This is a genomic window from Kitasatospora sp. NPDC057738 (assembly GCF_042798815.1).
Classification (GTDB): domain Bacteria; phylum Actinomycetota; class Actinomycetes; order Streptomycetales; family Streptomycetaceae; genus Kitasatospora; species Kitasatospora lactacystinica.
On sequence record NZ_JBHVJT010000063.1, the window covers coordinates 13,721 to 38,777 of the forward strand.

At 71.6% G+C, this 25,057-nt stretch carries 20 protein-coding genes and 3 tRNA genes; 3 read left to right on the forward strand and 20 right to left on the reverse strand.

Annotation, left to right across the window (positions count from 1 at the left end; all coding sequences use genetic code 11):
* Positions 1-154: 154 nt before the first annotated feature.
* Positions 155-2,278, forward strand: a complete 2,124-nt coding sequence (gene pknB / locus ACFVGO_RS28855; protein ID WP_380634952.1) for a Stk1 family PASTA domain-containing Ser/Thr kinase — start codon at positions 155-157, stop codon at positions 2,276-2,278.
* A 154-nt stretch (positions 2,279-2,432) separates the two neighbouring features.
* Here pknB and ACFVGO_RS28860 read toward each other — a convergent pair whose 3' ends face one another.
* From ACFVGO_RS28860 to ACFVGO_RS28880, 5 genes are all read right to left on the reverse strand, one after another.
* Positions 2,433-3,266: a class E sortase gene (locus tag ACFVGO_RS28860; RefSeq protein ID WP_359912214.1), complete on the reverse strand. Its 834-nt coding sequence runs from the start codon at positions 3,264-3,266 to the stop codon at positions 2,433-2,435.
* 37 nt (positions 3,267-3,303) lie between these two features.
* Complete coding sequence (locus ACFVGO_RS28865) at positions 3,304-4,395, reverse strand: class E sortase (RefSeq protein ID WP_359912216.1); 1,092 nt, start codon at positions 4,393-4,395, stop codon at positions 3,304-3,306.
* Positions 4,396-4,400: 5 nt separating this feature from the next.
* A complete protein-coding gene (locus tag ACFVGO_RS28870) occupies positions 4,401-5,063 on the reverse strand; it encodes an aminodeoxychorismate/anthranilate synthase component II (protein ID WP_380634955.1) in 663 nt (220 codons plus the stop codon).
* Between the two features lie 55 nt (positions 5,064-5,118).
* Positions 5,119-5,298, reverse strand: coding sequence for a hypothetical protein (locus ACFVGO_RS28875; protein WP_049656795.1), 180 nt, complete (start codon positions 5,296-5,298; stop codon positions 5,119-5,121).
* Positions 5,299-5,367: 69 nt separating this feature from the next.
* Positions 5,368-6,132 carry a DUF881 domain-containing protein gene (locus ACFVGO_RS28880; RefSeq protein ID WP_380357458.1) on the reverse strand — a complete coding sequence of 255 codons (765 nt, stop codon included), beginning with the start codon at positions 6,130-6,132 and terminating at the stop codon, positions 5,368-5,370.
* 168 nt (positions 6,133-6,300) lie between these two features.
* On the opposite strand from ACFVGO_RS28880, the gene crgA reads away from it, so the two are divergent.
* Complete coding sequence (crgA, locus tag ACFVGO_RS28885) at positions 6,301-6,549, forward strand: cell division protein CrgA (RefSeq protein WP_224283164.1); 249 nt, start codon at positions 6,301-6,303, stop codon at positions 6,547-6,549.
* A 337-nt stretch (positions 6,550-6,886) separates the two neighbouring features.
* On the opposite strand, the gene ACFVGO_RS28890 is transcribed toward crgA, so the two are convergent.
* Positions 6,887-7,780, reverse strand: coding sequence for a rhomboid family intramembrane serine protease (locus ACFVGO_RS28890; RefSeq protein ID WP_359912225.1), 894 nt, complete (start codon positions 7,778-7,780; stop codon positions 6,887-6,889).
* A 285-nt stretch (positions 7,781-8,065) separates the two neighbouring features.
* Between ACFVGO_RS28890 and ACFVGO_RS28895 the strand changes: the two genes are divergently transcribed.
* Positions 8,066-8,803, forward strand: coding sequence for a DUF5324 family protein (locus ACFVGO_RS28895; protein WP_359912228.1), 738 nt, complete (start codon positions 8,066-8,068; stop codon positions 8,801-8,803).
* Between the two features lie 82 nt (positions 8,804-8,885).
* Here the strand turns inward: ACFVGO_RS28895 and ACFVGO_RS28900 are convergent.
* The 14 genes from ACFVGO_RS28900 to dnaA all read right to left on the reverse strand — a co-directional run bounded on the left by ACFVGO_RS28900 (position 8,886) and on the right by dnaA (position 24,924).
* A tRNA-Ala gene (locus tag ACFVGO_RS28900) sits at positions 8,886-8,958 on the reverse strand.
* A 186-nt stretch (positions 8,959-9,144) separates the two neighbouring features.
* On the reverse strand, positions 9,145-9,273 hold the full coding sequence (locus ACFVGO_RS28905; RefSeq protein WP_014137031.1) for a DLW-39 family protein: 129 nt from the start codon (positions 9,271-9,273) through the stop codon (positions 9,145-9,147).
* A 259-nt stretch (positions 9,274-9,532) separates the two neighbouring features.
* Positions 9,533-9,877, reverse strand: a complete 345-nt coding sequence (locus ACFVGO_RS28910; protein ID WP_359906979.1) for a DUF6191 domain-containing protein — start codon at positions 9,875-9,877, stop codon at positions 9,533-9,535.
* 164 nt (positions 9,878-10,041) lie between these two features.
* Positions 10,042-10,115 (reverse strand) — tRNA-Ile (locus tag ACFVGO_RS28915).
* A gap of 104 nt (positions 10,116-10,219) precedes the next feature.
* Positions 10,220-10,293 (reverse strand) — tRNA-Ile (locus tag ACFVGO_RS28920).
* Between the two features lie 16 nt (positions 10,294-10,309).
* The gene (locus ACFVGO_RS28925) at positions 10,310-11,704 is read right to left on the reverse strand and encodes a cyclopropane-fatty-acyl-phospholipid synthase family protein (protein ID WP_359906982.1); all 1,395 of its coding nucleotides are present in this window, start codon (positions 11,702-11,704) and stop codon (positions 10,310-10,312) included.
* A gap of 261 nt (positions 11,705-11,965) precedes the next feature.
* Positions 11,966-12,715: a DUF3566 domain-containing protein gene (locus tag ACFVGO_RS28930; protein ID WP_359906984.1), complete on the reverse strand. Its 750-nt coding sequence runs from the start codon at positions 12,713-12,715 to the stop codon at positions 11,966-11,968.
* 150 nt (positions 12,716-12,865) lie between these two features.
* Positions 12,866-15,412: a DNA gyrase subunit A gene (gene gyrA / locus ACFVGO_RS28935; protein ID WP_380358489.1), complete on the reverse strand. Its 2,547-nt coding sequence runs from the start codon at positions 15,410-15,412 to the stop codon at positions 12,866-12,868.
* Between the two features lie 131 nt (positions 15,413-15,543).
* Positions 15,544-17,559: a DNA topoisomerase (ATP-hydrolyzing) subunit B gene (gene gyrB / locus ACFVGO_RS28940; protein WP_359906989.1), complete on the reverse strand. Its 2,016-nt coding sequence runs from the start codon at positions 17,557-17,559 to the stop codon at positions 15,544-15,546.
* A 268-nt stretch (positions 17,560-17,827) separates the two neighbouring features.
* On the reverse strand, positions 17,828-18,292 hold the full coding sequence (locus tag ACFVGO_RS28945; protein ID WP_359907018.1) for a DciA family protein: 465 nt from the start codon (positions 18,290-18,292) through the stop codon (positions 17,828-17,830).
* Between the two features lie 391 nt (positions 18,293-18,683).
* The gene (gene recF / locus ACFVGO_RS28950; protein ID WP_359906992.1) at positions 18,684-19,817 is read right to left on the reverse strand and encodes a DNA replication/repair protein RecF; all 1,134 of its coding nucleotides are present in this window, start codon (positions 19,815-19,817) and stop codon (positions 18,684-18,686) included.
* Between the two features lie 41 nt (positions 19,818-19,858).
* Positions 19,859-20,734: a phosphogluconate dehydrogenase (NAD(+)-dependent, decarboxylating) gene (gene gnd, locus ACFVGO_RS28955; protein ID WP_359906995.1), complete on the reverse strand. Its 876-nt coding sequence runs from the start codon at positions 20,732-20,734 to the stop codon at positions 19,859-19,861.
* 170 nt (positions 20,735-20,904) lie between these two features.
* A complete protein-coding gene (gene dnaN, locus ACFVGO_RS28960) occupies positions 20,905-22,035 on the reverse strand; it encodes a DNA polymerase III subunit beta (RefSeq protein ID WP_074001900.1) in 1,131 nt (376 codons plus the stop codon).
* Between the two features lie 1,026 nt (positions 22,036-23,061).
* Entirely contained in the window at positions 23,062-24,924 is a 1,863-nt protein-coding gene (gene dnaA / locus ACFVGO_RS28965; protein WP_380634962.1) for a chromosomal replication initiator protein DnaA, read from the reverse strand.
* Positions 24,925-25,057 lie beyond the last annotated feature (133 nt).

Sequence of the window (25,057 nt, forward strand, 5' to 3'; positions counted from 1 at the left end):
GCGTATCCGCCAGCAGCGGGTGTGCCCGTTGCCGCCCGCGAGGCACCGCACGGCTCGGCCGGAGAACCGGTCGCGGACCGCGCGGCGTCACCCAGAGCGTGCGGGGACACCTACGTCACAACCTCACCGGCGGGTGAGGGAGAGGGTCTGAACTATGGAAGAGCCTCGTCGCCTCGGCGGCAGGTACGAGCTCGGCGGCGTCCTAGGACGCGGCGGCATGGCCGAGGTGTACCTCGCCCATGACACCCGACTCGGCCGCTCCGTCGCAGTGAAGACGCTCCGGGCCGACATGGCCCGGGATCCGTCGTTCCAGGCCCGCTTCCGCCGCGAGGCGCAGTCGGCCGCGTCCCTGAACCATCCCGCGATCGTCGCCGTGTACGACACCGGCGAGGACTACATCGACGGCATCTCCATCCCGTACATCGTGATGGAGTACGTCGAGGGGTCCACGCTGCGCGAGCTGCTGCACTCCGGCCGCCGGCTGCTGCCCGAGCGCGCCCTGGAGATGACCATCGGCATCCTCCAGGCCCTGGAGTACTCGCACCGGGCCGGCATCGTGCACCGCGACATCAAGCCGGCCAACGTGATGCTGACCCGGCAGGGCAACGTCAAGGTCATGGACTTCGGCATCGCCCGTGCGATGGGTGACGCCGGTATGACCATGACGCAGACCTCGGCCGTCATCGGCACCGCCCAGTACCTCTCCCCCGAGCAGGCCAAGGGCGAGCAGGTCGACGCCCGCTCCGACCTCTACTCCACCGGCTGCCTGCTCTACGAGCTGCTGACCGTGCGCCCGCCGTTCGTCGGCGACTCGCCGGTCGCGGTGGCCTACCAGCACGTCCGGGAGGAGCCGCAGCCGCCGTCCGTCTTCGACCCCGAGGTGCGCCCCGAGGTCGACGCGATCGTGCTGAAGGCGCTCGCCAAGGACCGCGACTACCGCTACCAGACCGCCGACGAGATGCGCGACGACATCGAGCGCTTCCTCGACGGCCTGCCGGTGGCCGCCGCCCAGCAGGCCGCGTACGGCATGGGCGCGGCCGGGTACGGCTACGACCAGAACGGCTACCCGCAGCAGCACGACCCGTACGGGCAGACCAACGTGCTGCCGCAGCAGCCCGGCGGCGGCCCGACCACCGTCCTGCCGCAGGCCTCCGGGCAGCCCGGCTACGGGCAGCAGGGCGGCTACCAGGACGACGGCTACGGCCAGAACTACGCCGGCGCCGCGGGCGGCGGCAACGACGGCTACGACGACGGCTACGGCCGCGGCGGCGGCCGGCGGGGCGAGGACCCGCCGAAGAAGAGCAACACCTCCTGGGTCGTGCTGGCGGTGGCCGCCGTGCTGGTCCTGGTCGGCACCTTCTTCGTCGCCCAGGCGATGTTCGGCGACAAGGGCACCAAGGAGCCCGCGAAGGTCACCGCCCCGAACCTGGTCGGCAAGACCCTGGCCGAGGCCAAGACGGCCGCCGCCGGGACCGGCCCCAAGCTCGTGGTGACCGAGGGCGACAAGATCGCCTGCCCGGACACCAACGTCAAGAAGGACCAGGTCTGCACCCAGACCCCGACGCCGGGCACCCAGGTCGCGGAGACGTCCACCATCACGGTGCAGGTCTCCTCGGGCCCGGCCAAGGCGCAGGTCCCCGGCGTGGTCGGCAAGCCCAAGGACCAGGCCGTCAAGGCGCTCGCCGACCTCGGCTTCACCAACGTCACCACCGAGTACAAGGACGACGACAACGCCGCGCAGGACACCGTCACCGCCCAGGACCCGGCGGCCAACGCGGCCGTCGACCCGAGCGCCGCGATCAAGCTGACCGTGTCGCAGGGCAAGGCCAAGGTGAACGTGCCGAACGTGGTCGGCGCCCAGAAGGAGGACGCGGTGGCCACCCTCCAGGGCCTCGGCTTCCAGGTGGACGCCTCGAAGACCGCGCCGGCCCCCGACCCGAGCAAGGTCAACACCGTCTCCTTCCAGTCGGTCCCGGCCAACACCAAGGCCCCGGCCAACACCAAGATCGCGCTGACCGTCTTCAAGGCGCAGGACAAGCCGCAGGTCCCGCCGCTGCAGAACGTCAAGCTGAGCGACGTCGGGCCCCAGCTGCAGAAGCTCGGCCTGACCTACATCGTGGTCAGCGGCCCTTCGGACCCGAACGCGACGGTGCAGCAGACCAACCCGCCGGCCGGCACCGCGGTCGACCCGAACACCCAGATCCAGCTGTACACCAAGGCGGCCGAGCCGCCCAAAGGGGGCGACCCCACCACCGCACCCCCCAAAGGGGACCACTAAGCCTCCGATATTCCCCTGGTTCGGCTGAACCGGGGGACCAGCAGCACGGAGCACGCCCGAGGGCCCGCCGCAACGCTTGCGGCGGGCCCTCGGGCGTTCCGTACCCGGCCCCGGAAGGGTCCTCGGGAGGTCCCGAGGACGCCTGTGAGGGGCCTCAGGGGCGCCGCAGCTCCGGCGGCGGGGTGCGCTTGGCGTCCATGTCGTCGACCCGCACCAGGCTGCCCCAGACGGCCATCCGGTAGCGCGAGGTGTACACCGGCGTGCAGGTGGTCAGGGTGATGTAGCGGCCGGGCCCGGCGTAGCCGGAGCGGGCCGGGACGGGCGCCACGATGCCGGTGTCGTACTTGGACGTCTCCGCCAGGGTGCTGTCGACCTTGTAGACGTACCACTTGTCCTGGGTCTCGACCACGACCGCGTCGCCCTGGTGGACGGCGTCCAGGTCGTGGAACTTGGCGCCGTGGCCGTCCCGGTGGGCGGCCAGCGCGAAGTTGCCCTCCTGGTCCCAGGGCATCGCGGCCTTGTACGGCTGCTCGTACACGCCCGCCACGCCGTCGTCCAGGACCTCGGTGGAGGTGCCCAGCCGGATCAGCACCTGGAAGTCCCTGCCCATCGCCGGGACGTGCAGGAAGCCGACGTCGTCCCCGACCGCGAACTGCTTCGGCGCGGCCGTGGGCGCGGCGCCGGGGGCACCGGACGCGCCGGGGGCCGGGGCACCGCCGGGGGCGGCCGGGGGGCCGGGGTTCGGGCCCGCGGCCCAGCTGCCGCGCAGCCGGTCCGCGGCCGCCGAGGCCGAGCGGTCCGCCTGCACGTTGGTCCACCACAGCGAGTAGGCCACGAACAGGCCGAGCACCAGGCCCAGGGTGATCAACAGCTCGCCGAAGACGCCGAGCGCGGCCAGCGCCCGGATCCGGCCCCGCCCCGCCCGCGGCTCGGGCGGGGGGAAGGCCTCCTGCGCCGGTTCGGCCGACTGCGCGGTCTCGTCCTGCATCTGCGGTGTTCCCCCTCCGGGCCGGGCGGCCGGGCGGCTACCCGCCCGTGATCGCGGCCGGCTTGCCCTGGGCACGCGGCCGTTCCTCGATCATCTTGCCAAAGACGATGAGACGGAACTTGGAGGTGAACTCCGGGGTGCACGTCGTCAGCGTGATGTAGCGGCCGGGACCGGTGTACCCGGCGCCGTTCGGCACCGGCTTGATGACGCTCACGTTGTTCGGGGAGGTCTCCGGGATGCCCCCGGTGACCTCGTAGGTGTAGTACCCGGCGGCGGTCTCCACCACGATCTTGTCGCCCTTGCCGAGCTGGTTGATGTACCGGAACGGCTCGCCGTGGGTGTTGCGGTGGGCCGCCAGCGCGAAGTTGCCCGCCTTGTCGCCCGGCATGCCGGTGCCGCTGTAGTGGCCGACCAGGCCGTTGTCGAGCACCCCCGACTTGGAGGTGCCCTCGGCGATCGGGAACTTCAGCCCCAGCTTGGGCAGGTAGATGATGGCGAAGCCCTTGCCGGGCTCGAACACCTCGGGCTTGTTCGGGTCCGGGGCCGGTTGGCCCGGCTGGACGGGCGGGGCGACCGCGTTGAACTGCTGCTCCAGCTTGTTGCGGGCCCCGTCGGCGGCCTCGTCGGCCTGCACGTTGGTCCACCAGAGCTGGTACGCCACGAAGAGCAGCATCACCACGCCGAGCGTTATGCACAGCTCGCCGACGCCCCGGGCGGCCACCACGAGCAGGGACTCCTTGGGACGCACCCGCCCGGCGGCACGGCCGCCCGCCCGGCGCCGGCCGTTGCCGGAGCGCAGCGAGGTGCGGCCCTGGGCGGCGCGGCGGCGCTCGGCCCGGCCGCCGGTGGGGGCCGGTTCGGCGGCCGGCGCGCCGAGGTCCGGGGGCAGCCGCAGCTGGAGGGTCTGGTCGGGCAGCCAGGGGTACTCGGGCCCGTCCACCAGGGGCTCCTGGGCCTGCTCGTAGACGCCCCAGGCGTCCTCGGGCACGGTCTGTCCCGGGTGCTGCCCGTGGGGCGCACCGCCGGTGCCGTCCTCCTGGCCCGGGTACCCGGGCCCGCCGTACTGCTGCACGGTGCCGTACGGGTCCGCCTCCGGCTGGAAGCGCCGCTCCGGACGCAGCGCGGTCACGCCGGTCAGCCCCGGCCGATCACCGGGGCGAGCCCGGCCGACCGGTCGACCGCCTGCGGGAAGCCGCACTCCGCGAGCCAGTTGGCGAGCATCCGGTGCCCGCCCTCGGTGAGCACCGACTCGGGGTGGAACTGCACGCCCTCGACGGGCAGTTCACGGTGCCTCAGGCCCATGATCACGCCGCTCCCGGTGCGCGCGGTGACCACCAGCTCGGCCGGCACGGTGGCCGGCTCGACCGCGAGCGAGTGGTAGCGGGTCGCGGTCAGCGGCGAGGGCAGGCCCTCGAAGACCCCGCCGTCCTCGTGCTCGACCGGCGAGGTCTTGCCGTGCAGCAGCTCGGGCGCCCGGCCGACCACCGCGCCGTACGCGGCCGCGATCGACTGGAGGCCCAGGCAGACGCCGAACACCGGCAGCCCGATCCGCGCGCAGTGGTGCACCATCTCGATGCAGACCCCGGCCTCCTCGGGGGCGCCGGGCCCGGGGGAGAGCAGCACTCCGTCGAAGCCCTCCTCGCCGGCGCGGCGGACGGCGTGCTCGACGGTCACCTCGTCGTTGCGCACCACCTCGCAGGTGGCGCCGAGCTGGTACAGGTACTGGACCAGGTTGAAGACGAAGCTGTCGTAGTTGTCCACCACCAGGATGCGGGGCGGGGTCGTCCGGGTCGTCATGCGCGCGTGGTCTCCGTGGGGTGCGGTGCGGGAAGGGAGTGCCGGGCCCGCCGGCTCAGCCGGTCGCGGCGCCGTCGCCGCCGTCCACTGTGACGTCGCCGAAGGGGAGCAGCGGTTCCGCCCACGGGAAGACGTAGGTGAAGAGGAGGTAGACGATCCCCAGGACGAGGAGCAGCGAAATGACGGCCCGGACCAGGGTGTTCCCCGGGAGGTGACGCCAGATCCAGCCGTACATGGTGCTCCCTCGACGTAGCGGACTGGGTTAAAGAGTAGACCCGCCGTGCACGGCCGCGGGGCCGGTCCGCTACTGCTGCCCGCCCGCCGACCGCAGCTCGGTGGTGCCGGAGTAGCCGGGCAGGTTCAGCTCGCCGCTCTCCTGGACCTTCCAGCCCAGCCCGTACGCCTGGACGTACTGGAGGTACTTGCGGATCGTCGGGTCCGCGTCGACGGCCGAATGCAGGGCGTCGGTCCGGCCCACCGCCTTGACCACGTACGGCGGGGAGTAGACCCGGCCCTGGAGGAGCAGGGTGTTGCCGACGCAGCGGACGGCGCTGGTGGAGATCAGGCGCTGGTCCATCACCTGCACGCCCTCGGCGCCGCCCCGCCACAGCGCGTTGACCACGGCCTGGATGTCCTGCTGGTGGATGACCAGGTCGTTGACGCGGGGCTCGGGCACCCCCGGGATGCGCGCGGTGGCGTTCGGCGGGGCGTCGTTGAGGGTGACGGTCAGGCCGCCGCCCTGGAGCGGCTCCAGCGCGGCGTCGGAGCGCAGGCCGTCCAGCTGCGCGGTGTCGGCGGGGTCGTGGCCCTGCTGCTCGGTGAGCTGCTGGGCGCGGGCCTGGAGGTCGGCGAGCTGGGACTGCGCCTGCTGGTTCTGCGCGCTGCGCTGGCGGACCACGTCGCCGAGGCTGAGCAGCGAGTTGTCGGTCCGCAGGTCGGTGCCGCGGGCGGTCTGCGCGCTGATGTAGAAGAGCAGACCGGCGAGCGCGAAGACGGCGCAGGTCAGGGCACGTCCGACAATTCGGGTGCCGGAACGGCGGGTAGGGGCCGACTCAGGGGGAATCGACAAATTAGTCACCGTACCCTTATCTCCTCAAGACCCGCCGAGCCACTACGCTAACGGACGCCGGTGGCATGTGGCGGAGCGGTCCCCAGGACGTTCTCCACGGCCGACCGCAGCCGATTCCACCCGCTGCACCCTGCGCGGTCTCACAGCGCATCGACAGGAGAGCTCCTCGTGCCGAAGTCTCGACTCCGCAAGAAGTCCGACTACACCCCGCCGACGACGGCTGCGGTGAAGATCAGTTCGGGCCGCAGTTGGGTCGCCCCACTGATGCTGGCGCTGTTCCTGATCGGCCTGGTGTGGATCGTCACCTACTACGTGACGAGCGGCACCTACCCGGTCGAGAGCTGGCGGAACTGGAACATCCTGGTCGGCTTCGGCTTCATCGCCGCAGGGTTCGGCGTCTCCACCCAGTGGAAGTGACGGCCCGCCCGTCCTGAGGCTCTGATTCGAGCCGTTTCCCGCCGCTCCGGATCGCTCGTCCCGGGGCGGCGGTCAGGCGTGCCCGGAACCGGTCGGGAATCCGGTCGTTTGTCCCCACGATCGGACTGGCGTGCTTATCCACATGGTTATCCACACTGGGGAAAAGTCTCCCCAGCCTGTGGATAACTTTCCCGGGCGGGGCCGTGCACAGCTGTGCACAACTCCCCGGAAACGAGAAAACCGCACAGCAGGACACGCGTAGAACAGCAGTCCGCAACCGGGTGGCCGCACAGCCTGTGCACAACCCCGCACCCGCTGTGGACAAACGTCCGGGCGGTCAGGCCCCGTAGAGGGCCATCCCGGTCAGCAGCATCCCCGCCTCGACCGCCACCGCGCCCGCCACCGCCAGCGCCTGGACCGGGCCGCGACGCTCGCGCGGGGCGTACATCAGGCCGGCCGCGGTCAGCGCGCCGAGCACCAGCCCGCCGACGTGCGCCCGCCAGTCGATGCCCGGGCGGGAGAAGGTGACGACCAGGTTGAAGACCAGGAACGCCATCGCCGGGCCGAGCGGGCCCCTGTTCCGCAGCTGGAGCACGATCGTGGCGCCGATCAGCCCGAAGACCGCCCCGGAGGCGCCCACCGAGTTCATCCAGTCGCCGGCCACCAGGAAGGCGAAGGTGCTGCCGCCCAGCCCGGAGACCAGGTACAGGGCCAGGAAGCGCAGCCGGCCGAGCGCCTCCTCCAGCGTCGGGCCGAGCCAGAACAGCACCAGCATGTTCATCCCGACGTGCCACCACTCCAGGTGCAGGAAGGTGGCGGTCAGCAGCCGGTACCACTGGTCCGGACCGTCGGCGATGCCCGCGGGGCCGCCGAGGATGTCCCGCCCCGCGCTGAACAGCGACCAGGTCTGGCCCAGCCGCGGGGTGAGCACGTAGGCCGCCAGCACCCAGACCACGACGTTGAGGCCGATCAGCACCCGGGTGACCAGCCCGCCGTCGGCGGCCAGGGCGCCGCCGAACCGGGTGGTCGCCCGACGCGTCCCGGCGTGGCCGTCGCCGACGCACTCCGGGCACTGGAAGCCCACCGAGGCGGTCACCATGCACTGCGGGCAGATCGGCCGCTCGCAGCGGGCGCAGGAGACCCCGGTGGGGGTCCGCGGGTGCCGGTAGCAGCCGGGCGGACCGGTCTCCGGGGACCGATCGGCCGACGGCCGCGGCTCGTCCGGGAGCATCAGCGGAGTCCCCTTCCCGTACACGACCTCCGAAACCGCCAGCCTACTGCCGCGTGCCCGCTCCCGGACCGGCTCCCCCACAACCGCCCGCCCGCCGCACGGGACCGGGTACCGCCCGCCCCTCCGCCCCCGCCCGTCGCCGCCCGTCGCCGCCCCGCGCCCGCCCGCCACCCCGCGGGGCCCGCGAACGGCCCACCCCGACCTGCCGTCGGACAAATCAGGATGCATGATCAGCATTCAGGTGGATATGTGCATATAGGACGCCACCCAGGAGGAGAGAGACTCGTGAGCTTTTCGGATTCGGCCCGAGAGACGGCCACCAGGACCCGGGACACCGCCGCACACTTCGCGGACGGCGCCAAGCAGCGCCTCGGCCCCGCCTTGGACGCCTTGGGCCCGAAGGCCGCGCTGGCCGCCCACAACCTCCGCATCCAGTACGACAGGCATCTCGCCCCGCAATTCGGCCATGCCTTCGCCAGCCTGCCGCCGGAGGCCCAGCAGAACGTCCTGAAGGCCCTCCACCGGGCCCAGGAGGCCGCTCTGGCGGCCCGCCTGTCCGCCGCCCGGGCCGCGGACCAGGCCCGCACCAACGTGGCCCCCAGGGTCGCCCAGGCGGTCGAGGAGGCCCGCGCCACCGTCGGCCCGGTCGCCCACGAGGCCCAGACCCGCGGCGCCGCCGCGCTGACCGCCCTCCAGGGCAACGTCAGCTCGGCCGAGATCAGCGAGCTGGCCGCCCGGAACGCCAGGAAGAAGGACTGCAACCGCCTGGCCACCGGCCTGGCCGTGGCCGGTCTGCTGGCGATCGGCGGCGGCATCGTGGCCTGGCAGTGGTGGCGCCGGCACAGCAACCCGGAGTGGCTGGTCGAGCCCCCGGCACCGCAGGAGCCCCGGCCCACCGGCGCGCACGCCGCGTCCGCGCCGGTGAACGGCTCCGGCCCGGACGCCGGCGCCGAGAGCACGGACGGGGCCCCGGTCGGCGAGAACGACGGCCCCGCCGCCGAGGACGGCCCCGGGCCGCGCTGACCGTGCGGAGACCGCCCGGAAACGCCGATCGGCCGTCGACCAGGATCCTGGTCGACGGCCGATCGGCTACTGCCGTGAATTGTGGAGCATAGGAGACTCGAACTCCTGACATCTGCCTTGCAAAGGCAGCGCTCTACCAACTGAGCTAATGCCCCTCGACGGCACCGCGCGCGTGCCAACGGGCACTAGCGTACCGGTTTCCGGCGCGATTCCCAGCGCCGTCCCCCTGGAACGGTGCTGTTCCATGGGGTCGGCCGGTCCGGTTCGTCGACCGGGCCGGCCGGCCCGGGAGGCGCCGACGGGCGCCTCCGGAGTTCGTCGATCGTCAGATCGCCGGGGGCTCAGCGACCGGCCGGAACCGGGTCGGTGGCCTCGGTCCACAGGTCCTGCTCGGCGCGGTCCGCCTGGACCTGACGGTAGACAAAGAAGCCGCCGAGGGCGACCAGGGCGACCAGGAGAAGCTTCTTCACCGCGGGACCTCGTCCTTCTTGCGTTGATGGACTCAAGAGCCGGATCCGGCCTGACTGACCGGGCCGACGAGTCCAGTTGTGTTTCGAGCGCGAACGGGCTGCCGAGTGCCAGACTGCCCTTGCGGCCGATGATACACACCGGTGTCCCAATCGTGACCAGCCACCGGTACGGCCAACCCGGCGGTCCGGTCCCGGGATTGACGCCGCACCTCCTGGCGGGCGGTCCGGCCGCCCCCGGACCGTCCGCCGCGCCCACGGGTCAGGCCCCGCCCCCCGGGCCCCGCACCGCCCCGGCCGCGGGGCCGTTCGCCGGGCGGTCCGGCACCACCACCACGGCCGTGCCGCCCGCCAGGTCCACCCTGGTCCGCGGCGGCGCCCCCTCGCCCTCCTCGTCCCGCAGCATCAGCGTGCTGCCGCGTTCGTCCAGCTCGTGCTGCTTTCCCGCGGCGAACTGCGCGTGCAGCTGCTCGAACCCGGTAGCCGAGATCTGCCCCTCCCGACCGGTCCCCCGCCAGGGCACCCAGCGGGCGCGGCCCGCCCTCAGTGCCAGCTGGTCGAGCACCGCCAGCACCGCCAGGGCGCAGACCAGTCCGGGGATGCTCATCGCCCACAACACCGCCATGCCGTCACCAACCCTCCACCGTGTTTCCCCGGGGAACCGTCGGGACGGGCGCACGGTTCCCGGTCCGGCGGCGGGAAAAGCGGCGGGAAGAGCGGCGGGAAACGCCGAAGGGCCCGGAGTGGATCACTCCGGGCCCTTCGGGGAGGTGGGCCTAACAGGACTTGAACCTGTGGCCTCTTCCTTATCAGGGAAGCGCTCTAACCGTCTGAGCTATAGGCCCTCACCGAACAGAGATCGTACCGGATCCCGGCCGCTCCACGGCCCCGCCCGATCTCGAAAGAGTCGAAGGGCCCGGAGTGGATCACTCCGGGCCCTTCGCGGTTGTGGGCCTAACAGGACTTGAACCTGTGGCCTCTTCCTTATCAGGGAAGCGCTCTAACCGTCTGAGCTATAGGCCCTTGCCGCACTGAAAGATTAGCGGACCGACGGCCGATCTCCCAAATCCGGCTCGGCCGGGGCCGCGGCGGCACCCCTCGCGACCAGCCCCGGCGCACCGGCGGAGGGCCGCAGCAGCCACTCCTCGCGGGTCGGCGGCAGGCCCGCCGAGCCCTCCTCGGTGCTGCGGACGGCGAGGACCTGGTTGATCCCGATCCGGTTCTGCTCGAAGGCGAGCGCGGAGGCCGCCATGTACAGCCGCCAGACCCGGGCCCGGCCGCGGCCGACCAGCCGGACCGCCTCCGTCCAGTGCGCCTCCAGGTTGGCCACCCACTCGCGCAGGGTCAGCCCGTAGTGCTCGCGCAGCGACTCGACGTCCCGGACCTCGAAGCCGGCCTCCTCCAGCCGCGCCACGGTGGAACCGACGGGGGAGAGCTCGCCGTCCGGGAAGACGAAGCGGTCGATGAAGGGGCTGGGGCGGTGCTGTTCACCGGGGAGGTCGGGGCGGCGGGCGATCTGGTGGTTGAGCAGCCGGCCGCCGGGCACCAGCAGCCGGTACAGGCCCTCGGCGTAGACCCGGTACTGCTCGGCGCCGACGTGCTCGGCCATCCCGACGCTGGAGATCGCGTCGAAGGGCCCGTCGGCGATCTCCCGGTAGTCCTGCAGCCGGACCTCGACCCGGTCGGACAGGCCGGCCTCCTCGACCCGGGCGCGGGCCAGCGCGACCTGCTCCCGGGAGATGGAGACGCCGACCGCGGTGACCCCGTAGTGCTTCGCCGCGTGCAGCAGCAGTGAGCCCCAGCCGCAGCCGACGTCCAGCAGGCGCATCCCCGGGCGCAGGCCGAGCTTGCGGCAGATCAGGTCGAGCTTGGCCTCCTGGGCGGCCTCCAGGCTCTTCGCCTCCGGCGTCCAGTAGGCGCACGAGTAGACCATCGAGGAGCCCAGCACGATCCGGTAGAAGTCGTTCCCGACGTCGTAGTGGTGGCTGATGGCCGCGCGGTCCCGGCTGCGGCTGTGCAGGCGTCCCGCGGCCCTGCGGACCTCCTCGCGGGGCGGCTCGGGTTCCAGGCCGACCGCGCCGGCCCGCAGCACGGCGGCGAGCACCCGGCGGCCCCTGGCGCCGACCACGTCCCGCGGGCCGAAGGCCAGGGTGCGGATCTCCGGCCGCTCGGCGAAGCGGGCGACGGCGGAGAGCGTCTCGTACAGGTCGGTACCGGGGGCGAGCTCGAGGTCCCCCGCGACGTAGGCCCGGGCCAGGCCCAGTTCGTCCGGCCGCCAGATCAGCCGGCGCAGCGCCCGACGGTTGCGCAGGACCACGGTGGGCGCGCCCGGAGGCCCTGCGACGCTGCCGTCCCAGGCCTGGACCCGCAGCGGTACCGGGACCCCCAACAGCCCTTCCAGGGCCTCCACCAGTTGACCTGCGAGCTTCGCCACCGCGCGCCTCCGTCCAGTCGTCCTGCGGAACCTCAGCCGACCCGGTCGGGCGGATCGGGGGCGGCCTGCGGCACTCCCGGGATTCGGGACGGGTGGCACCCAGCTAATCCCACTGCGGCCGCCCGCTTTCCGGGCGGCGCGCCGCGGGCGGCCGGCTGTCACCCGAAATGCCGACGGGCCCCACCGGCTGCAACAGCCGGTGGGGCCCGTACATTCCGTCCCCGGACGGGAAACTGAGCGTGCGTCAGGATCCGGCCGGAATCAGTCCTCCTCGGCCAGGGTGAGCTCCACGCCGCCGGTGAAGCCGGCCGCCGCGTTGTAGATGAACGCGGAGAGCGTGGACAGGGCCGTCAGCAGGACGACGTCGACCACGGCGATCAGCGTGGTGAAGGTCATCACCTTGCCGAAGCCGACGTAGTCCATCAGGTTGAGGCCGCCGCTGCTGTCCGAGCCGGTGACGTCCTTGAGGGTCTTGGTCAGCGAGTCGAAGACGCCGAGCGAGTCCAGCGTCATCCACAGCACGGCCGCGGCCACGATGATGATGATGCCGACGGCCAGCGACAGCAGGAAGCTGACCTTCATCACGGACCACGGGTCGACCTTGGTCACCCGCAGCCGGGCCTTGCGCGTCCGGCCGAGCGCGGAGCCGCCGGCCGCGGGGGCCGGGGCGGGGGCCGCGCCGGGGCGGCGCGCCGCCCCGCCGGTGGGGGTGCCACCGGGCGGGGTGTGCCCCGGGACCCGGGTGCCCCGGGCCGGGGTCGGCTGCCCCTTGGCGTAGGTGGTCGGCTGCGAGAAGCCGCCCGATCCGGCGGCCTGGCCGCCGCTCGCCGACGCGGCCTGCTGCCCGCCGTAGGTCGCACCGCTCTGGCCCGCTCCACCGGCCGGCGGCATCAGCGAGGTGGACGCGGCCGAGTGATCGGTCGGCGGCTGCGGAACGCCGTACGAACCCCCGCCCTGCGCGCCCGGACGGCCGCCGGAGGTTCCTCCCGCAGCACCCGTGGCTCCACTCACCTGGTCCTCCCGCACTTCCCACCAGGACGGCGGTGCCGCCCTGCTTCGTCAATCGTCATCCAGCGCCCGGCGGGATTGCCCGGAACTGGTCGGCGGCCGGTGCCGCCGCGCCCGTTGATGGGACGCGGCGGCACCGGTCTGCGGTTCGGTTCAGGCCTCGACGTCTCCGTCGACCGCCGTCACCGCACCCTCGGCCGTCTCGGTGGACTCGGTGGACTCGGTACCCGCCACCTCGTCCTCCGCCGTCTCCTCGTCCTCGGCCTCCGCGTTGCGGGCCATGCCCACGACCGCGTCGCGCTTTCCGAGGTTGATCAGTTGGACGCCCATGGTGTCACGTCCGGTTTCACGAACCTCGGAAACCCTCGTGCGGATCACCCCACCCGAGAGGGTGATCGCCATGATCTCGTCGGATTCGTCGACCACGAGCGCGCCGACCAGCGAGCCCCGGCCCTCGACGATCTTCGCCGCCTTGGTGCCGTAGCCGCCGCGCCCCTGGACACGGTACTCGTCCACACCGGTGCGCTTGGCGTACCCGCCGTCAGTGGCGGTGAAGACATAGGTACCCGGACGGACGACGTTCATCGACAGCAGTTCGTCGTCCTCCCGGAACGCCATGCCCTTGACGCCGGAGGTGGCGCGGCCGGTGGGGCGCAGGGCGTCGTCGGTCGCGGTGAAGCGGATCGACTGGGCCTTCTTGGAGACCAGCAGCAGGTCGTCCTCGGCGGAGACCAGCTCGGCGCCGATCAGCTCGTCGTCCTGGCCCTCCTCGTCCTGGCGCAGGTTGATCGCGATCAGGCCGCCGGAGCGCGGCGAGTCGTAGTCCTTGAGCGCGGACTTCTTCACCAGGCCGGCCCGGGTGGCGAGGACCAGGTACGGCTTGTCCTCGTAGGTGCGGACGGCCATCACCTGGGCGATGTGCTCGTCCGGCTGGAAGGCCAGCAGGTTGGCCACGTGCTGGCCGCGGGCGTCGCGCCCGGCGTCCGGCAGCTCGTAGCCCTTGGCCCGGTAGACCCGGCCCTTGTTGGTGAAGAACAGGATCCAGTTGTGGGTCGTCGTCACGAAGAAGTGGTCGACGATGTCGTCCTGCTTCAGCTGGGCACCGCGCACGCCCTTGCCGCCGCGCTTCTGCGAGCGGTAGAGGTCGGAGCGGGTCCGCTTGACGTAGCCGCCACGGGTGATGGTGACGACGATGTCCTCCTCGGCGATGAGGTCCTCGATGGAGAGGTCGCCGTCGGAGGGGATGAGGGTGGAGCGCCGCTCGTCGCCGTACTTCTCGACGATCGCGGTGAGCTCCTCGGAGATGATCTCCCGCTGACGGGTCGGCGAGGCCAGGATCGCGTTGTACTCGTCGATCTTGCGCTGGAGCTCGTCGTGCTCGTCCATGATCCGCTGGCGCTCCAGGGCGGCCAGCCGGCGCAGCTGCATCTCCAGGATGGCGTTGGCCTGGAGCTCGTCGATGTCGAGCAGGCCCATCAGGCCGGTGCGGGCGGCGTCGGCGCTGGCCGAGGCCCGGATCAGCGCGATGACCTCGTCGATCAGGTCCAGGGCCTTGAGCAGCGCGCGCAGGATGTGGGCGCGCTCCTCGGCCTTGCGCAGCCGGAAGGTGGTGCGCCGGACGATGACCTCGACCTGGTGGTTGACCCAGTGCCGGATGAAGGCGTCCAGCGACAGGGTGCGCGGCACGCCGTCGACCAGGGCCAGCATGTTGGCGCCGAAGTTGGTCTGCAGCTCGGTGTGCTTGTAGAGGTTGTTCAGCACCACCTTGGCGACGGCGTCGCGCTTGAGCACGACGACCAGGCGCTGGCCGGTGCGCGAGGAGGACTCGTCGCGGACGTCGGCGATGCCGGCGATCTTGCCGTCCTTCACCAGGTCGGCGATCTTCAGCGCGAGGTTGTCCGGGTTGACCTGGAACGGCAGCTCGGTGATCACCAGGCACTGGCGGCCCTGGATCTCCTCGACCTCGACCACTGCGCGCATGGTGACCGAGCCGCGGCCGGTGCGGTAGTAGTCGTCGATGCCGCGGCGGCCGACGATCAGCGCGCCGGTGGGGAAGTCCGGGCCCTTGATCCGCTCGACCAGGGCGTCCAGCAGCTCCTCGGCGGAGGCCTCCGGGTTCTCCAGGTACCAGAGCGCGCCGGAGGCGACCTCGCGCAGGTTGTGCGGCGGGATGTTGGTGGCCATGCCGACCGCGATGCCGGTGGCACCGTTGACCAGCAGGTTGGGGATGCGCGCGGGCAGGACGGTGGGCTCCTGCGAGCGGCCGTCGTAGTTGGCCGCGAAGTCGACGGTCTCCTCGTCGATGTCGCGCATCATCTCCATGGCGAGCGGCATCATCTTGCACTCGGTGTAGCGCATGGCCGCCGCCGGGTCGTTGCCCGGGGAGCCGAAGTTGCCGTTGCCGTCCACCAGCGGCATCCGCATCGACCACGGCTGGGCCAGGCGGACCACGGTGTCGTAGATCGAGGTGTCACCGTGCGGGTGGTAGTTGCCCATGACGTCGCCGACGACGCGGGCGCACTTGTAGTAGCCCTTCTCGGGGCGGTAGCCGCCGTCGTACATCGCGTAGAGCACGCGGCGGTGCACCGGCTTGAGGCCGTCGCGGACCTCGGGCAGCGCACGACTGACGATCACGCTCATCGCGTAGTCGAGGTACGAGCGCTGCATCTCGGTCTCGAGCTCGACCGGCTCGATCCGCATCGTCACCTGGGCGGTGGCCTCGGCGGCTTCGGGAGTCTCGGGCTGTTCGCCTTCGGGACGGTTGTCGTCGACCACTGGTGGTCAGTTTCCTTTCACGCGGACTGGAACGTGCGGGGCCTGCGGTGCAGGCGTCACACGTCCAGGAAGCGGACGTCCTTGGCGTTGCGCTGGATGAAGGAGCGGCGGGCCTCGACGTCCTCGCCCATCAGCACGGAGAACAGCTCGTCGGCGCGGGCGGCGTCCTCCAGGGTGACCTGGAGCAGCAGCCGGTGCTCGACGTCCATGGTGGTGACCCGGAGCTCCTCGGCGTTCATCTCGCCGAGACCCTTGAAGCGCTGGATCGCGTCGTCCTTGGGCAGCCGGCGCCCGGCCGCCACCCCGGAGGCGATCACGGCGTCGCGCTCGCGGTCGGAGTAGGCGTACTCGAAGTCGTCCTTGCCCCACTTGATCTTGTACAGCGGGGGCATCGCGAGGTAGACGTACCCGGACTCGACCAGCGGCCGCATGAAGCGGAACAGCAGGGTCAGCAGCAGGGTGCGGATGTGCTGTCCGTCGACGTCGGCGTCGGCCATCAGCACGATCTTGTGGTACCGCAGCTTGGACTCGTCGTAGTCCTCCTGGATGCCGCAGCCGAACGCCGAGATCAGCGCCTGGACCTCGGTGTTCTGGAGGACCTTGTCGATCCGGGCCTTCTCGACGTTCAGGATCTTGCCGCGGATCGGCAGGATGGCCTGGGTGCGCGGGTCGCGGCCCTGCTTGGCCGAGCCGCCGGCGGAGTCACCCTCGACGATGAAGATCTCGCACTCGGACGGGTCCTTCGACTGGCAGTCGGAGAGCTTGCCCGGCAGCGAGGCGGACTCCAGCAGGCCCTTGCGGCGCGTCAGGTCGCGGGCCTTGCGGGCGGCGACGCGCGCGGTGGCGGCCTGGATGGACTTGCGGATGATGTCCGCGGCCTCGTTGGGGTTGCGGTCCAGCCAGTCGTTGAGGTGCTCGTGGACGACCTTCTGGACGAAGGTCTTGGCCTCGGTGTTGCCGAGCTTGTCCTTGGTCTGGCCCTCGAACTGCGGCTCGCCGAGCTTGACCGAGATGATCGCGGTCAGGCCCTCGCGGATGTCCTCGCCGGAGAGGTTGTCGTCCTTCTCCCGGAGCAGCTTCTTGTCCCGCGCGTAGCGGTTGACCAGGCCGGTCAGCGCCGCGCGGAAGCCCTCCTCGTGGGTGCCGCCGCCGTGGGTGTGGATGGTGTTGGCGAAGCTGTAGACCCCCTCGGTGTAGGAGGAGTTCCACTGCATCGCGATCTCCACCGAGATCGCCTTGTCCTTGTCCTCCGCCTCGAAGTCGATCACCGAGGGGTGGACGACCTCGCCCTTGCGGGAGTTGAGGTGGGCGACGAAGTCGGCGATGCCGCCGTCGTACTTGTACGTGACGGTGAGCGGCTTGCCGTCCTCGTCCGCGTGCTCGGGGCGCTCGTCGGTCAGCGAGATCGACAGGCCCTTGTTGAGGAAGGCCATCTCCTGGAAGCGCCGGGAGAGCGTCTCGAAGGAGTAGACGGTGGTCTCGAAGATGTCGGGGTCGGCCCAGAAGGTCACCGTGGTGCCGGTGCGGTCGGTCTCCGCGCCCTTGGCGAGGGGGGCGGCCGGGGCACCCATCTTGTAGTCCTGGGTCCAGATGTGGCCGTCCTTGTGGATCTCCACCGAGAGCCGGGTGGACAGTGCGTTCACCACGGACACGCCGACGCCGTGCAGACCGCCGGAGACGGCGTACCCGCCGCCGCCGAACTTGCCGCCCGCGTGCAGGACGGTGAGCACGACCTCGACGGCGGGCTTGTCCTGACCGGGGACGATGTCCACCGGGATGCCGCGGCCGTTGTCGACGCAGCGGATGGCGCCGTCGGCCATGATCGTGACGTCGATGGTGTCGGCGTACCCGGCCATCGCCTCGTCGACGGAGTTGTCCACGACCTCCTGCACCAGGTGGTGCAGGCCGCGCTCGCCCGTCGAACCGATGTACATGCCGGGGCGCTTGCGGACGGCGTCGAGGCCTTCCAGCACCTGGATGTTGCTACCGGTGTAGGAAGCCTGGTCGGACTGGTCTGGGGTCTGGCTGGGGTTGCCGGAATCGGCCACGAAGCGCCCTCTCTGGCACAGCACGGGCCGCACGCCCACCCCGTGCGGGCGGGCGTGCGACCACAGCGTTTCGACTCGGTTGCCACTAGCAACAGTGTTTGGCTCTCAGTCTACCGGTACGACTGACATAGATGGGCGTTTGGCAGCCCTTGAGGGCAGATACGCCGCCCTGAATCCCCTCTGCACATGTCCCGATACTCGACCGGGGGGCCCAGGGCGCCTGGAAGGGCTGTCAGGGGTTCCGGAAGATCGTCGTCCGATCCGTGCCCCCGGCGGCCGCCCGGTCCCCCGGTCAGCCCCAGGTGTCGCCCGGCCCCTTGCTCCCCGGCGCACGCAGCCGGCCGTAGCCGCGGGCGGGCGCCGCCGGGCCGAGCACCTTGATCGTCCGGACCGTCCCGTGTCCCAGCTCGTGGTTCAGACGGGCCACCAACTGCCTTGCCAGCCAGCGCAGTTGGGTGGCCCATGCGGTGGAGTCGCACTGCACGGTGAGCACCGCGGCGGCCTCGTCGTAGGAGGAGGGATGACAGTGCGCGGCGATGTCCGGGCCGACGATCTGCGGCCAGCGGCCCATCACCCCGCCGACGGCGGCCGAGGACTCCCAGCCGCGCTCGGTCAGCAGCCGGTTGAGCGCCGCACCCAACGGGACGGGGTCGCGGCCGTCCGAGCGGGCACCGCTGCGCAGGCCGTACCGCTTCGCCTCGCGCTTCTCGCGGACCTGCTCACCGCGCTGGCGGGCCTGGGCACGGGCCGCCCGCAGCGCGGAGCGGGCGAGGTCGGCACCGGTCGGCGCGGGAGCGCCGGGCTCGGCGGCGTCGGACCGGGGTGCTCCGGGCTTGGGAGCTCCGGGCTTGGATGCTCCGGACCTGGGGGAGTGCTCCGCCGGCTCGCTCACGGCGATCTCCTTTCCCCAGCCTGTGGACAACGGTCGCGGTCGCGCGCCCGCCGAGCCGTCCAGCCTACGGGAGCGGCCGGACCCCTCGGACCGGAGCGGGGGTGGGCGGTGCGCGGAAGTGGTCGCGGTGCGGTGGCGGCGGTGCGGTGGTCCGGGTGCGGCGGCACCGGTGAAAGGGGACACCGGCGGGCGGGGGCACCGCCGGCGCCGGTGAAGGGGGCACCCGGGCGGAAGCCGCCGCCGGAAGAGCGCTCGGTCAGGCGTCGATCCGGCGCACCGCGCCGTCGGAGACCGCGAACCGGGCGCCGGCCAGCGCCTTCGGCACGTCCTCGGCGACCGCCGCGGTCACCAGCACCTGCTCCCCGTCGGCCACCAGCTCGGCCAGCCGGTCCCGGCGGGCGGCGTCCAGCTCGGCGAACACGTCGTCCAGGATCAGCACCGGCTCGCCGCCGTCGGCGCGCAGCAGCTCGTACGAGGCCAGCCGCAGCGCCAGCGCGAACGACCAGGACTCGCCGTGGCTGGCGTAGCCCTTGGCGGGCAGCGGGCCGAGCCTGAGCAGCAGCTCGTCGCGGTGCGGGCCGACCAGGGTGACGCCGCGATCGACCTCCTGCTTGCGGGCCGCCTGCAGCGCGTTCAGCAGCTGCTCCTCGGCCTGCTCGCGACTGGTCGGCAGTTCGCCCTCGAAGGAGCTGCGGTACTCCAGGGCGGTGTCGCCGCCGCCCGGGGCGAGCTGCCCGTACGCGGCCGCCACCAGCGGCTGCAGGGCGGCCACCAGCTGGATCCGGAAGGCCGTCAACTCGGCGCCGGCGCGGGCGAGATGGCCGTCCCAGACCTCCAGGGTGGACAGGTCGGCGCCCTTGCCGCCGCCGGCCCGGCGGGCCATCGCGGCGGTCTTCAGCAGGGCGTTGCGCTGCTTGAGCACCCGCTCGTAGTCCTGCCGCACCCCGGCCAGCCGGGGTGCCCGGGCGGTCAGCAGCTCGTCCAGGAAGCGCCGCCGCTCACCCGGGTCCCCCTTGACCAGGCTGAGGTCCTCGGGGGCGAACAGCACGGTGCGCAGCAGGCCCAGCACGTCGCGCGGGCGGACGTTGTCGGAGCGGTTGATCCGGGCCCGGTTGGCCTTGCCCGGGGTGAGCTCCAGCTCGATCAGGGTGGAGCGGCCGCGGTCCACCACCGAGGTGCGGACCACCGCCCGCTCGGCGCCCAGCCGGATCAGCGGGGCGTCGGTGGCGACCCGGTGGCTGCCCAGGGTGGCGACGTAGCCGATCGCCTCGACCAGGTTGGTCTTGCCCTGGCCGTTCGGTCCGACGAAGGCGGTCACGCCCGGGTCGAGGGGAACCTCGGCCCGGGCGTACGACCGGAAGTCGGCGAGCGACAGATGCGCGACGTGCATGGCTGTGGACTGCGCCCGCCTTCTTGTGGAGGACCTGCTGGTTACTTGGACTCGACCGCGTGGCCGCCGAACTGGTTGCGCAGCGCGGCGATCATCTTCATCTGCGGCGAGTCCTCCTGACGGGAGGCGAAGCGGGCGAACAGCGAGGCGGTGATGGCCGGCAGCGGCACGGCGTGGTCGATCGCGGCCTCGACGGTCCAGCGGCCCTCGCCGGAGTCGGCGGCCCAGCCGCGCAGCTTGTCCAGGTGCTCGTCCTCGTCCAGGGCGCGGACGGACAGGTCCAGCAGCCAGGAGCGGATGACGGTGCCCTCCTGCCAGCTGCGGAAGACCTCGCGCACGTCGGTGACCTCGGGGGCGGCCTCCAGCAGCTCCCAGCCCTCGGCGAAGGCCTGCATCATCGCGTACTCGATGCCGTTGTGGACCATCTTGGCGAAGTGGCCGGCGCCCACGGCACCCGCGTGCACCGAGCCGAACTCGCCCTCGGGCTTGAGGGCGTCGAAGACCGGCTGGGCCTTGGCGACGTGCTCGGCGTCGCCGCCGTACATCAGCGCGTAGCCGTTCTCCAGGCCCCAGACGCCGCCGGAGACGCCGCAGTCCACGAAGCCGATGCCCTTGGCGGCCAGCGCCTCGGCGTGCTTGATGTCGTCGGTCCAGCGGGAGTTGCCGCCGTCGACCACCACGTCACCGGGGGAGAGCAGCTCGGCGAGCTCGTCGACGGTGGCCTGGGTGGCGGCGCCGGCCGGGACCATGACCCAGACCACGCGCGGGCCCTGGAGCTTGGTGACGAGCTCCTGGAGGCTGTCGACGTCGGAGATGTCCGGGTTGCGGTCGTACCCGATGACGGTGTGGCCGGCGCGGCGGATCCGCTCGCGCATGTTGCCGCCCATCTTGCCGAGACCGATGAGGCCGAGCTCCATGACCAAGTCCTTACCTGTGGTGACGTGCCTGCCGGCGGCGCCGTTGCCGCACTCCTTGAGCCTACGCGCTGGAGCGGACCCGGCCGTCTGCGGTCGGGCCGGGCGGGGAGACGTCCACAGGCTGTGCACAGCGGGTGTGCACAGCCTGTGGACGGTAGGACGCGGCGGGATCAGCCGGAGAGGCGGACCGGCATGATCAGGTACTGGTAGGCCTTGTCCTCCTCGGCGTCCACCGAGACCTTGCCGCTGAGCAGCGCGGGCTTGGTCGGGGTGGTGAAGCTGAGCTGGGCGAAGGGGGAGTCGATGGCCTTGAGGCCCTCCTCCAGGTAGCCCGGGTTGAAGGCGATCGAGATGGCGTCGCCCTCCAGGGAGGCCTCGATCCGCTCGGTGGCCTGGGCGTCGTCGCCCGAACCGGCCTCCAGGGTCAGCACGCCCTCCTCGAAGTTGAGGCGGACCGGGGTGTTGCGCTCGGCGACCAGCGAGACGCGCTTGAGCGCCTCCAGGAAGGGCTGGGTCTGGATCGCGGCGATCGCGTTGAACTCGGTCGGGAACAGGCTGCGGAACTTGGGGAACTCGCCCTCCAGCAGCCGGGTGGTGGTCCGGCGGCCGGCGCCCTCGAAACCGATCAGGCCCTCGCCCGCGCCGCCCGAGGAGAGCGCGATGGAGACGTTGTCGCCGCTGCCCAGGGACTTGGCGATGTCCTGGAGGGTCTTGGCGGGGACCAGCGCGACGGCGGAGATGTCCGACTGCTCGGGCTTCCACAGCAGCTCGCGGACGGCGAAGCGGTAGCGGTCGGTGGCGGCCAGGGTGATCCGGTCGCCCTCGATCTCGACCCGGACACCGGTGAGCACCGGGAGGGTGTCGTCCCGGCCGGCGGCGACCGCGGCCTGGCTGACGGCCGAGGCGAAGACGTCGCCGGAGACGGTGCCGGTGGCGGTCGGCATCTGGGGGAGCGCCGGGTACTCGTCCACCGGGAGGGTGGGGAGGGTGAAGCGGGAGCTGCCGCAGACCACGCTGACGCGCTGGCCGTCGGTGGAGATCTCCACCGGCCGGTTGGGGAGGTTGCGGGAGATGTCGTTCAGCAGCCGGCCGGAGACCAGGACGGTGCCGGCCTCCTCGACGTCCGCCTCCAGCTCGACCCGGGCCGAGACCTCGTAGTCGAAGCCGGACAGCGCCAGACTGCCCTCCTGCGCGGTCAGCAGCAGGCCGGCCAGCACCGGCACCGGCGGCCGTGCCGGGAGGCTGCGGGCAGCCCAGGCCACCGCCTCCGCGAGGACGTCACGCTCCACCCGGAACTTCACCGGTAACCGCCTCCTGGATCGAGCGCTCCCGCTCGCACTCTGGTTCGTCTGATCTTGATCGTCGGTTCGGCTGTCCGCCGAGCTCGGTCACTCCGCTTCCAGTCGCAAGGACAGTCTGACGTACTCCGCCGACAGACGGGGCAGACGGGCGGAAGCAACCCGAACGGTTGTCGGAGACCGGTTGTCCACAGATTCGGGGCCCACCCACTTTGAAAGCAAGTCCGGGGTCTAAATGTGTAGTGGTAGTAGTAGGGCCTGTGGAAACCGTGGATAACCCCGTTTCCCCAGGTCAGAGCCCGAATTTTGTCCACAGCGGCTGTGGACGGCGGCTGTGGACGGGCAGGCCTCGCTGTGGACAGCCGAGCGTTACCCACAGGCCACGCTGGGTATCCACAGGTTATCCCCAGGGCTGTCCCCAGATCCGGGCCCGGTTATCCACGGGCGCCGGTCAACTTTTCGTGACGCCTTTCACACCAGGGTATGAACGGTAGCCCACGGTTGTCGAACTGTGGACGCCGCTGTGGACAACCTGGGGATAACCGCCCTTCCCCTGGGGACAACCGGTGGATAACCCGGACGGCCCAGTGGCGGCCCGTCAACTGTCCACAGCCTGTGGATAACCGTTGTGCACAAGTCCACAGGCACTTGACCTGCGCGGAAGAGCGTAGCGGTGACGGGCCTGTGGACGAATTCTGGATAACTCCGCACTCCCCACCCTGTGGACGGTGGAGAAGGGGCCGGTCCTGTGGACAACAGCCTTGCGCGCCCTCGGTTTTCGAATCACCGGTCAGTTGTTCGGCGCGGGCTGTGGACTGGCGGAACGTCCGTCGACGGCATCCCTGCCCAGCCGGCGCGCTCCGCACACCTGTGGACGTGCGAAAGGGCGTCAGGATTCGCTCCTGACGCCCTGGGGCCGTGCCTCGTCGTGCCGTGCCGGGTGTTCGTGCGGTGCCGAGCCGCGTGCCGTGCAGCGCCGGGTGCCGTGCAGCGCCGCGTGGCACCCGGCACCGCACGACGAGGCGTCGGCTAGCTCTTGATGCGGTTGGTGAGTTCGGTGACCTGGTTGTAGATCGAGCGCCGCTCGGCCATCAGCGAGCGGATCTTGCGGTCCGCGTGCATCACCGTGGTGTGGTCGCGGCCGCCGAACTGCGCACCGATCTTCGGCAGCGAGAGGTCGGTGAGCTCGCGGCAGAGGTACATCGCGATCTGCCGGGCCGTCACCAGCACGCGGCTGCGCGAGGATCCGCAGAGGTCGTCCACCCCCAGGCCGAAGTACGCGGCGGTCTGCTGCATGATGACCTGCGCGGTGATCTCCGGGCCGGCGTCCTCGTCCCCGCCGGGGATCAGGTCCTTGAGGACGATCCCGGCCAACTCCAGGTCCACCGGGGCCCGGTTGAGGTTGGCGAAGGCGGTGACCCGGATCAGGGCGCCCTCCAGCTCCCGGATGTTGCGGGTGATCCGGGAGGCGATGAACTCCAACACGTCGGCGGGAGCGTTGAGTTGTTCCTGGATCGCCTTCTTGCGCAGGATCGCGATCCGGGTCTCCAGCTCCGGCGGGGTGACGTCGGTGATCAGACCCCACTCGAAGCGGTTGCGCAGCCGGTCCTCCAGCGTGGTCAGCAGCTTGGGCGGCCGGTCCGAGGAGAGGACGATCTGCTTGTTCGCGTTGTGCAGGGTGTTGAAGGTGTGGAAGAACTCCTCCTGCGTGGACTCCTTGCTCGCGAGGAACTGGATGTCGTCCACGAGCAGGATGTCCATGTCCCGGTAGCGGCGGCGGAAGGTGTCCGCCTTGCCGTCCCGGATCGAGTTGATGAACTCGTTGGTGAACTCCTCCGAGGACACGTAGCGCACCCGGGTGCCCGGGAAGAGGCTGCGCGAGTAGTGCCCGATGGCGTGCAGCAGGTGGGTCTTGCCCAGCCCGGACTCGCCGTAGATGAAGAGCGGGTTGTACGCCTTGGCCGGGGCCTCGGCGACCGCCACCGCCGCCGCGTGCGCGAAGCGGTTGCTGGCGCCGATCACGAAGGTGTCGAACAGGTACTTGGGGTTCAGCCGGGCGGCCGGCTCGTCCTTGCGGGAGCCGCCGGCCGGGGGAGCGCCGGGCGGGGCGGGCACCCCGGGGACGCCGGGACGCTCGGCGGAGCGCTCCGGGGAGGCCTTCTCCGCGGGACGGCCGCCGGTGGGGCGGGAACCGCCGGCCCGGCGGCCGGCGCCGGCCCGCGGCTGCTCGTTCGGGCCGGGGCCGTAGGCACCGCCGAAGAGGTCGCCCTGGGTGGTCGCGGGCGGGCCGGGGACGGGCCGCGGCGCCTGGCGGGGCGCGGGCTCCTCCGGGTCGCGGTAGGCGGGCGGCTGCTCCTGGTAGCCCTGCCAGCCCTGGCCGCCGCCGGGGCCGCCGTACGGGGCCTGGCGCGGGTCGTAGCCGCCGGTGTCGTAGCGGGGCCGCTCGTAGTCCTGCTCGTACGGCTGCCCCTGCCCCTGCTCGTAGGGGTGGCCCTGCTCGTACGGCTGGCCGTGTTCGTACGACTGCGGGTAGTCCTGGCCGCCGTATTCGGGGGCGTCCTCCTCGGCCGGGCCCGGGTAGGGCTCGGCGGGGGACTGGGGGGCGGGTGCGGGGGTGGTCGGCACCGCGTTGGCGTCGACCATCACGGCGATCCGGACCGGGCGGCTGAGCTCACGGCTGAGGGCCTCGGTCAGCTGCGGCAGCAGCCGGCCCTCCAGCACCTGCTTGGCCCGCTCGTTCGGGGTCGCCAGCAGGGCGGTGTCGTGCATCATCCACATCGGCTGGGTGCGCTGCACCCACTGTTTGTCCATCTCCCCGATATCGGGGTCGTTGACCAGCCGCTCGACGACCCTGGCCCAGACCGGGACGAGGTCGCTGTTGACATCAGCCACTGGTGCACGCTTTCCAAGAACAAACCAGACAAGTTCTGCAACGGTAGTCAGCGAACAGGGCGGGATCAAGTCGTTGTCCACAGGCTGTGGGTAAGACGGGCGATCGCGGGCTGGTTTGACCCCCGTGCCCCGT

Bases quoted from the DNA above. Each gene is read 5' to 3' on its own strand.
- ACFVGO_RS28870 (WP_380634955.1), bottom strand. From the start codon at position 5,063: ATGACGACCCGGACGACCCCGCCCCGCATCCTGGTGGTGGACAACTAC.
- recF (WP_359906992.1), bottom strand. From the start codon at position 19,817: ATGCACGTCGCGCATCTGTCGCTCGCCGACTTCCGGTCGTACGCCCGG.
- ACFVGO_RS28890 (WP_359912225.1), bottom strand. From the start codon at position 7,780: ATGCTCCCGGACGAGCCGCGGCCGTCGGCCGATCGGTCCCCGGAGACC.
- ACFVGO_RS28860 (WP_359912214.1), bottom strand. From the start codon at position 3,266: ATGCAGGACGAGACCGCGCAGTCGGCCGAACCGGCGCAGGAGGCCTTC.
- pknB (WP_380634952.1), top strand. From the start codon at position 155: ATGGAAGAGCCTCGTCGCCTCGGCGGCAGGTACGAGCTCGGCGGCGTC.
- ACFVGO_RS28875 (WP_049656795.1), bottom strand. From the start codon at position 5,298: ATGTACGGCTGGATCTGGCGTCACCTCCCGGGGAACACCCTGGTCCGG.
- gyrA (WP_380358489.1), bottom strand. From the start codon at position 15,412: ATGCGGATCGAGCCGGTCGAGCTCGAGACCGAGATGCAGCGCTCGTAC.
- ACFVGO_RS28910 (WP_359906979.1), bottom strand. From the start codon at position 9,877: ATGAGCATCCCCGGACTGGTCTGCGCCCTGGCGGTGCTGGCGGTGCTC.
- gnd (WP_359906995.1), bottom strand. From the start codon at position 20,734: ATGGAGCTCGGCCTCATCGGTCTCGGCAAGATGGGCGGCAACATGCGC.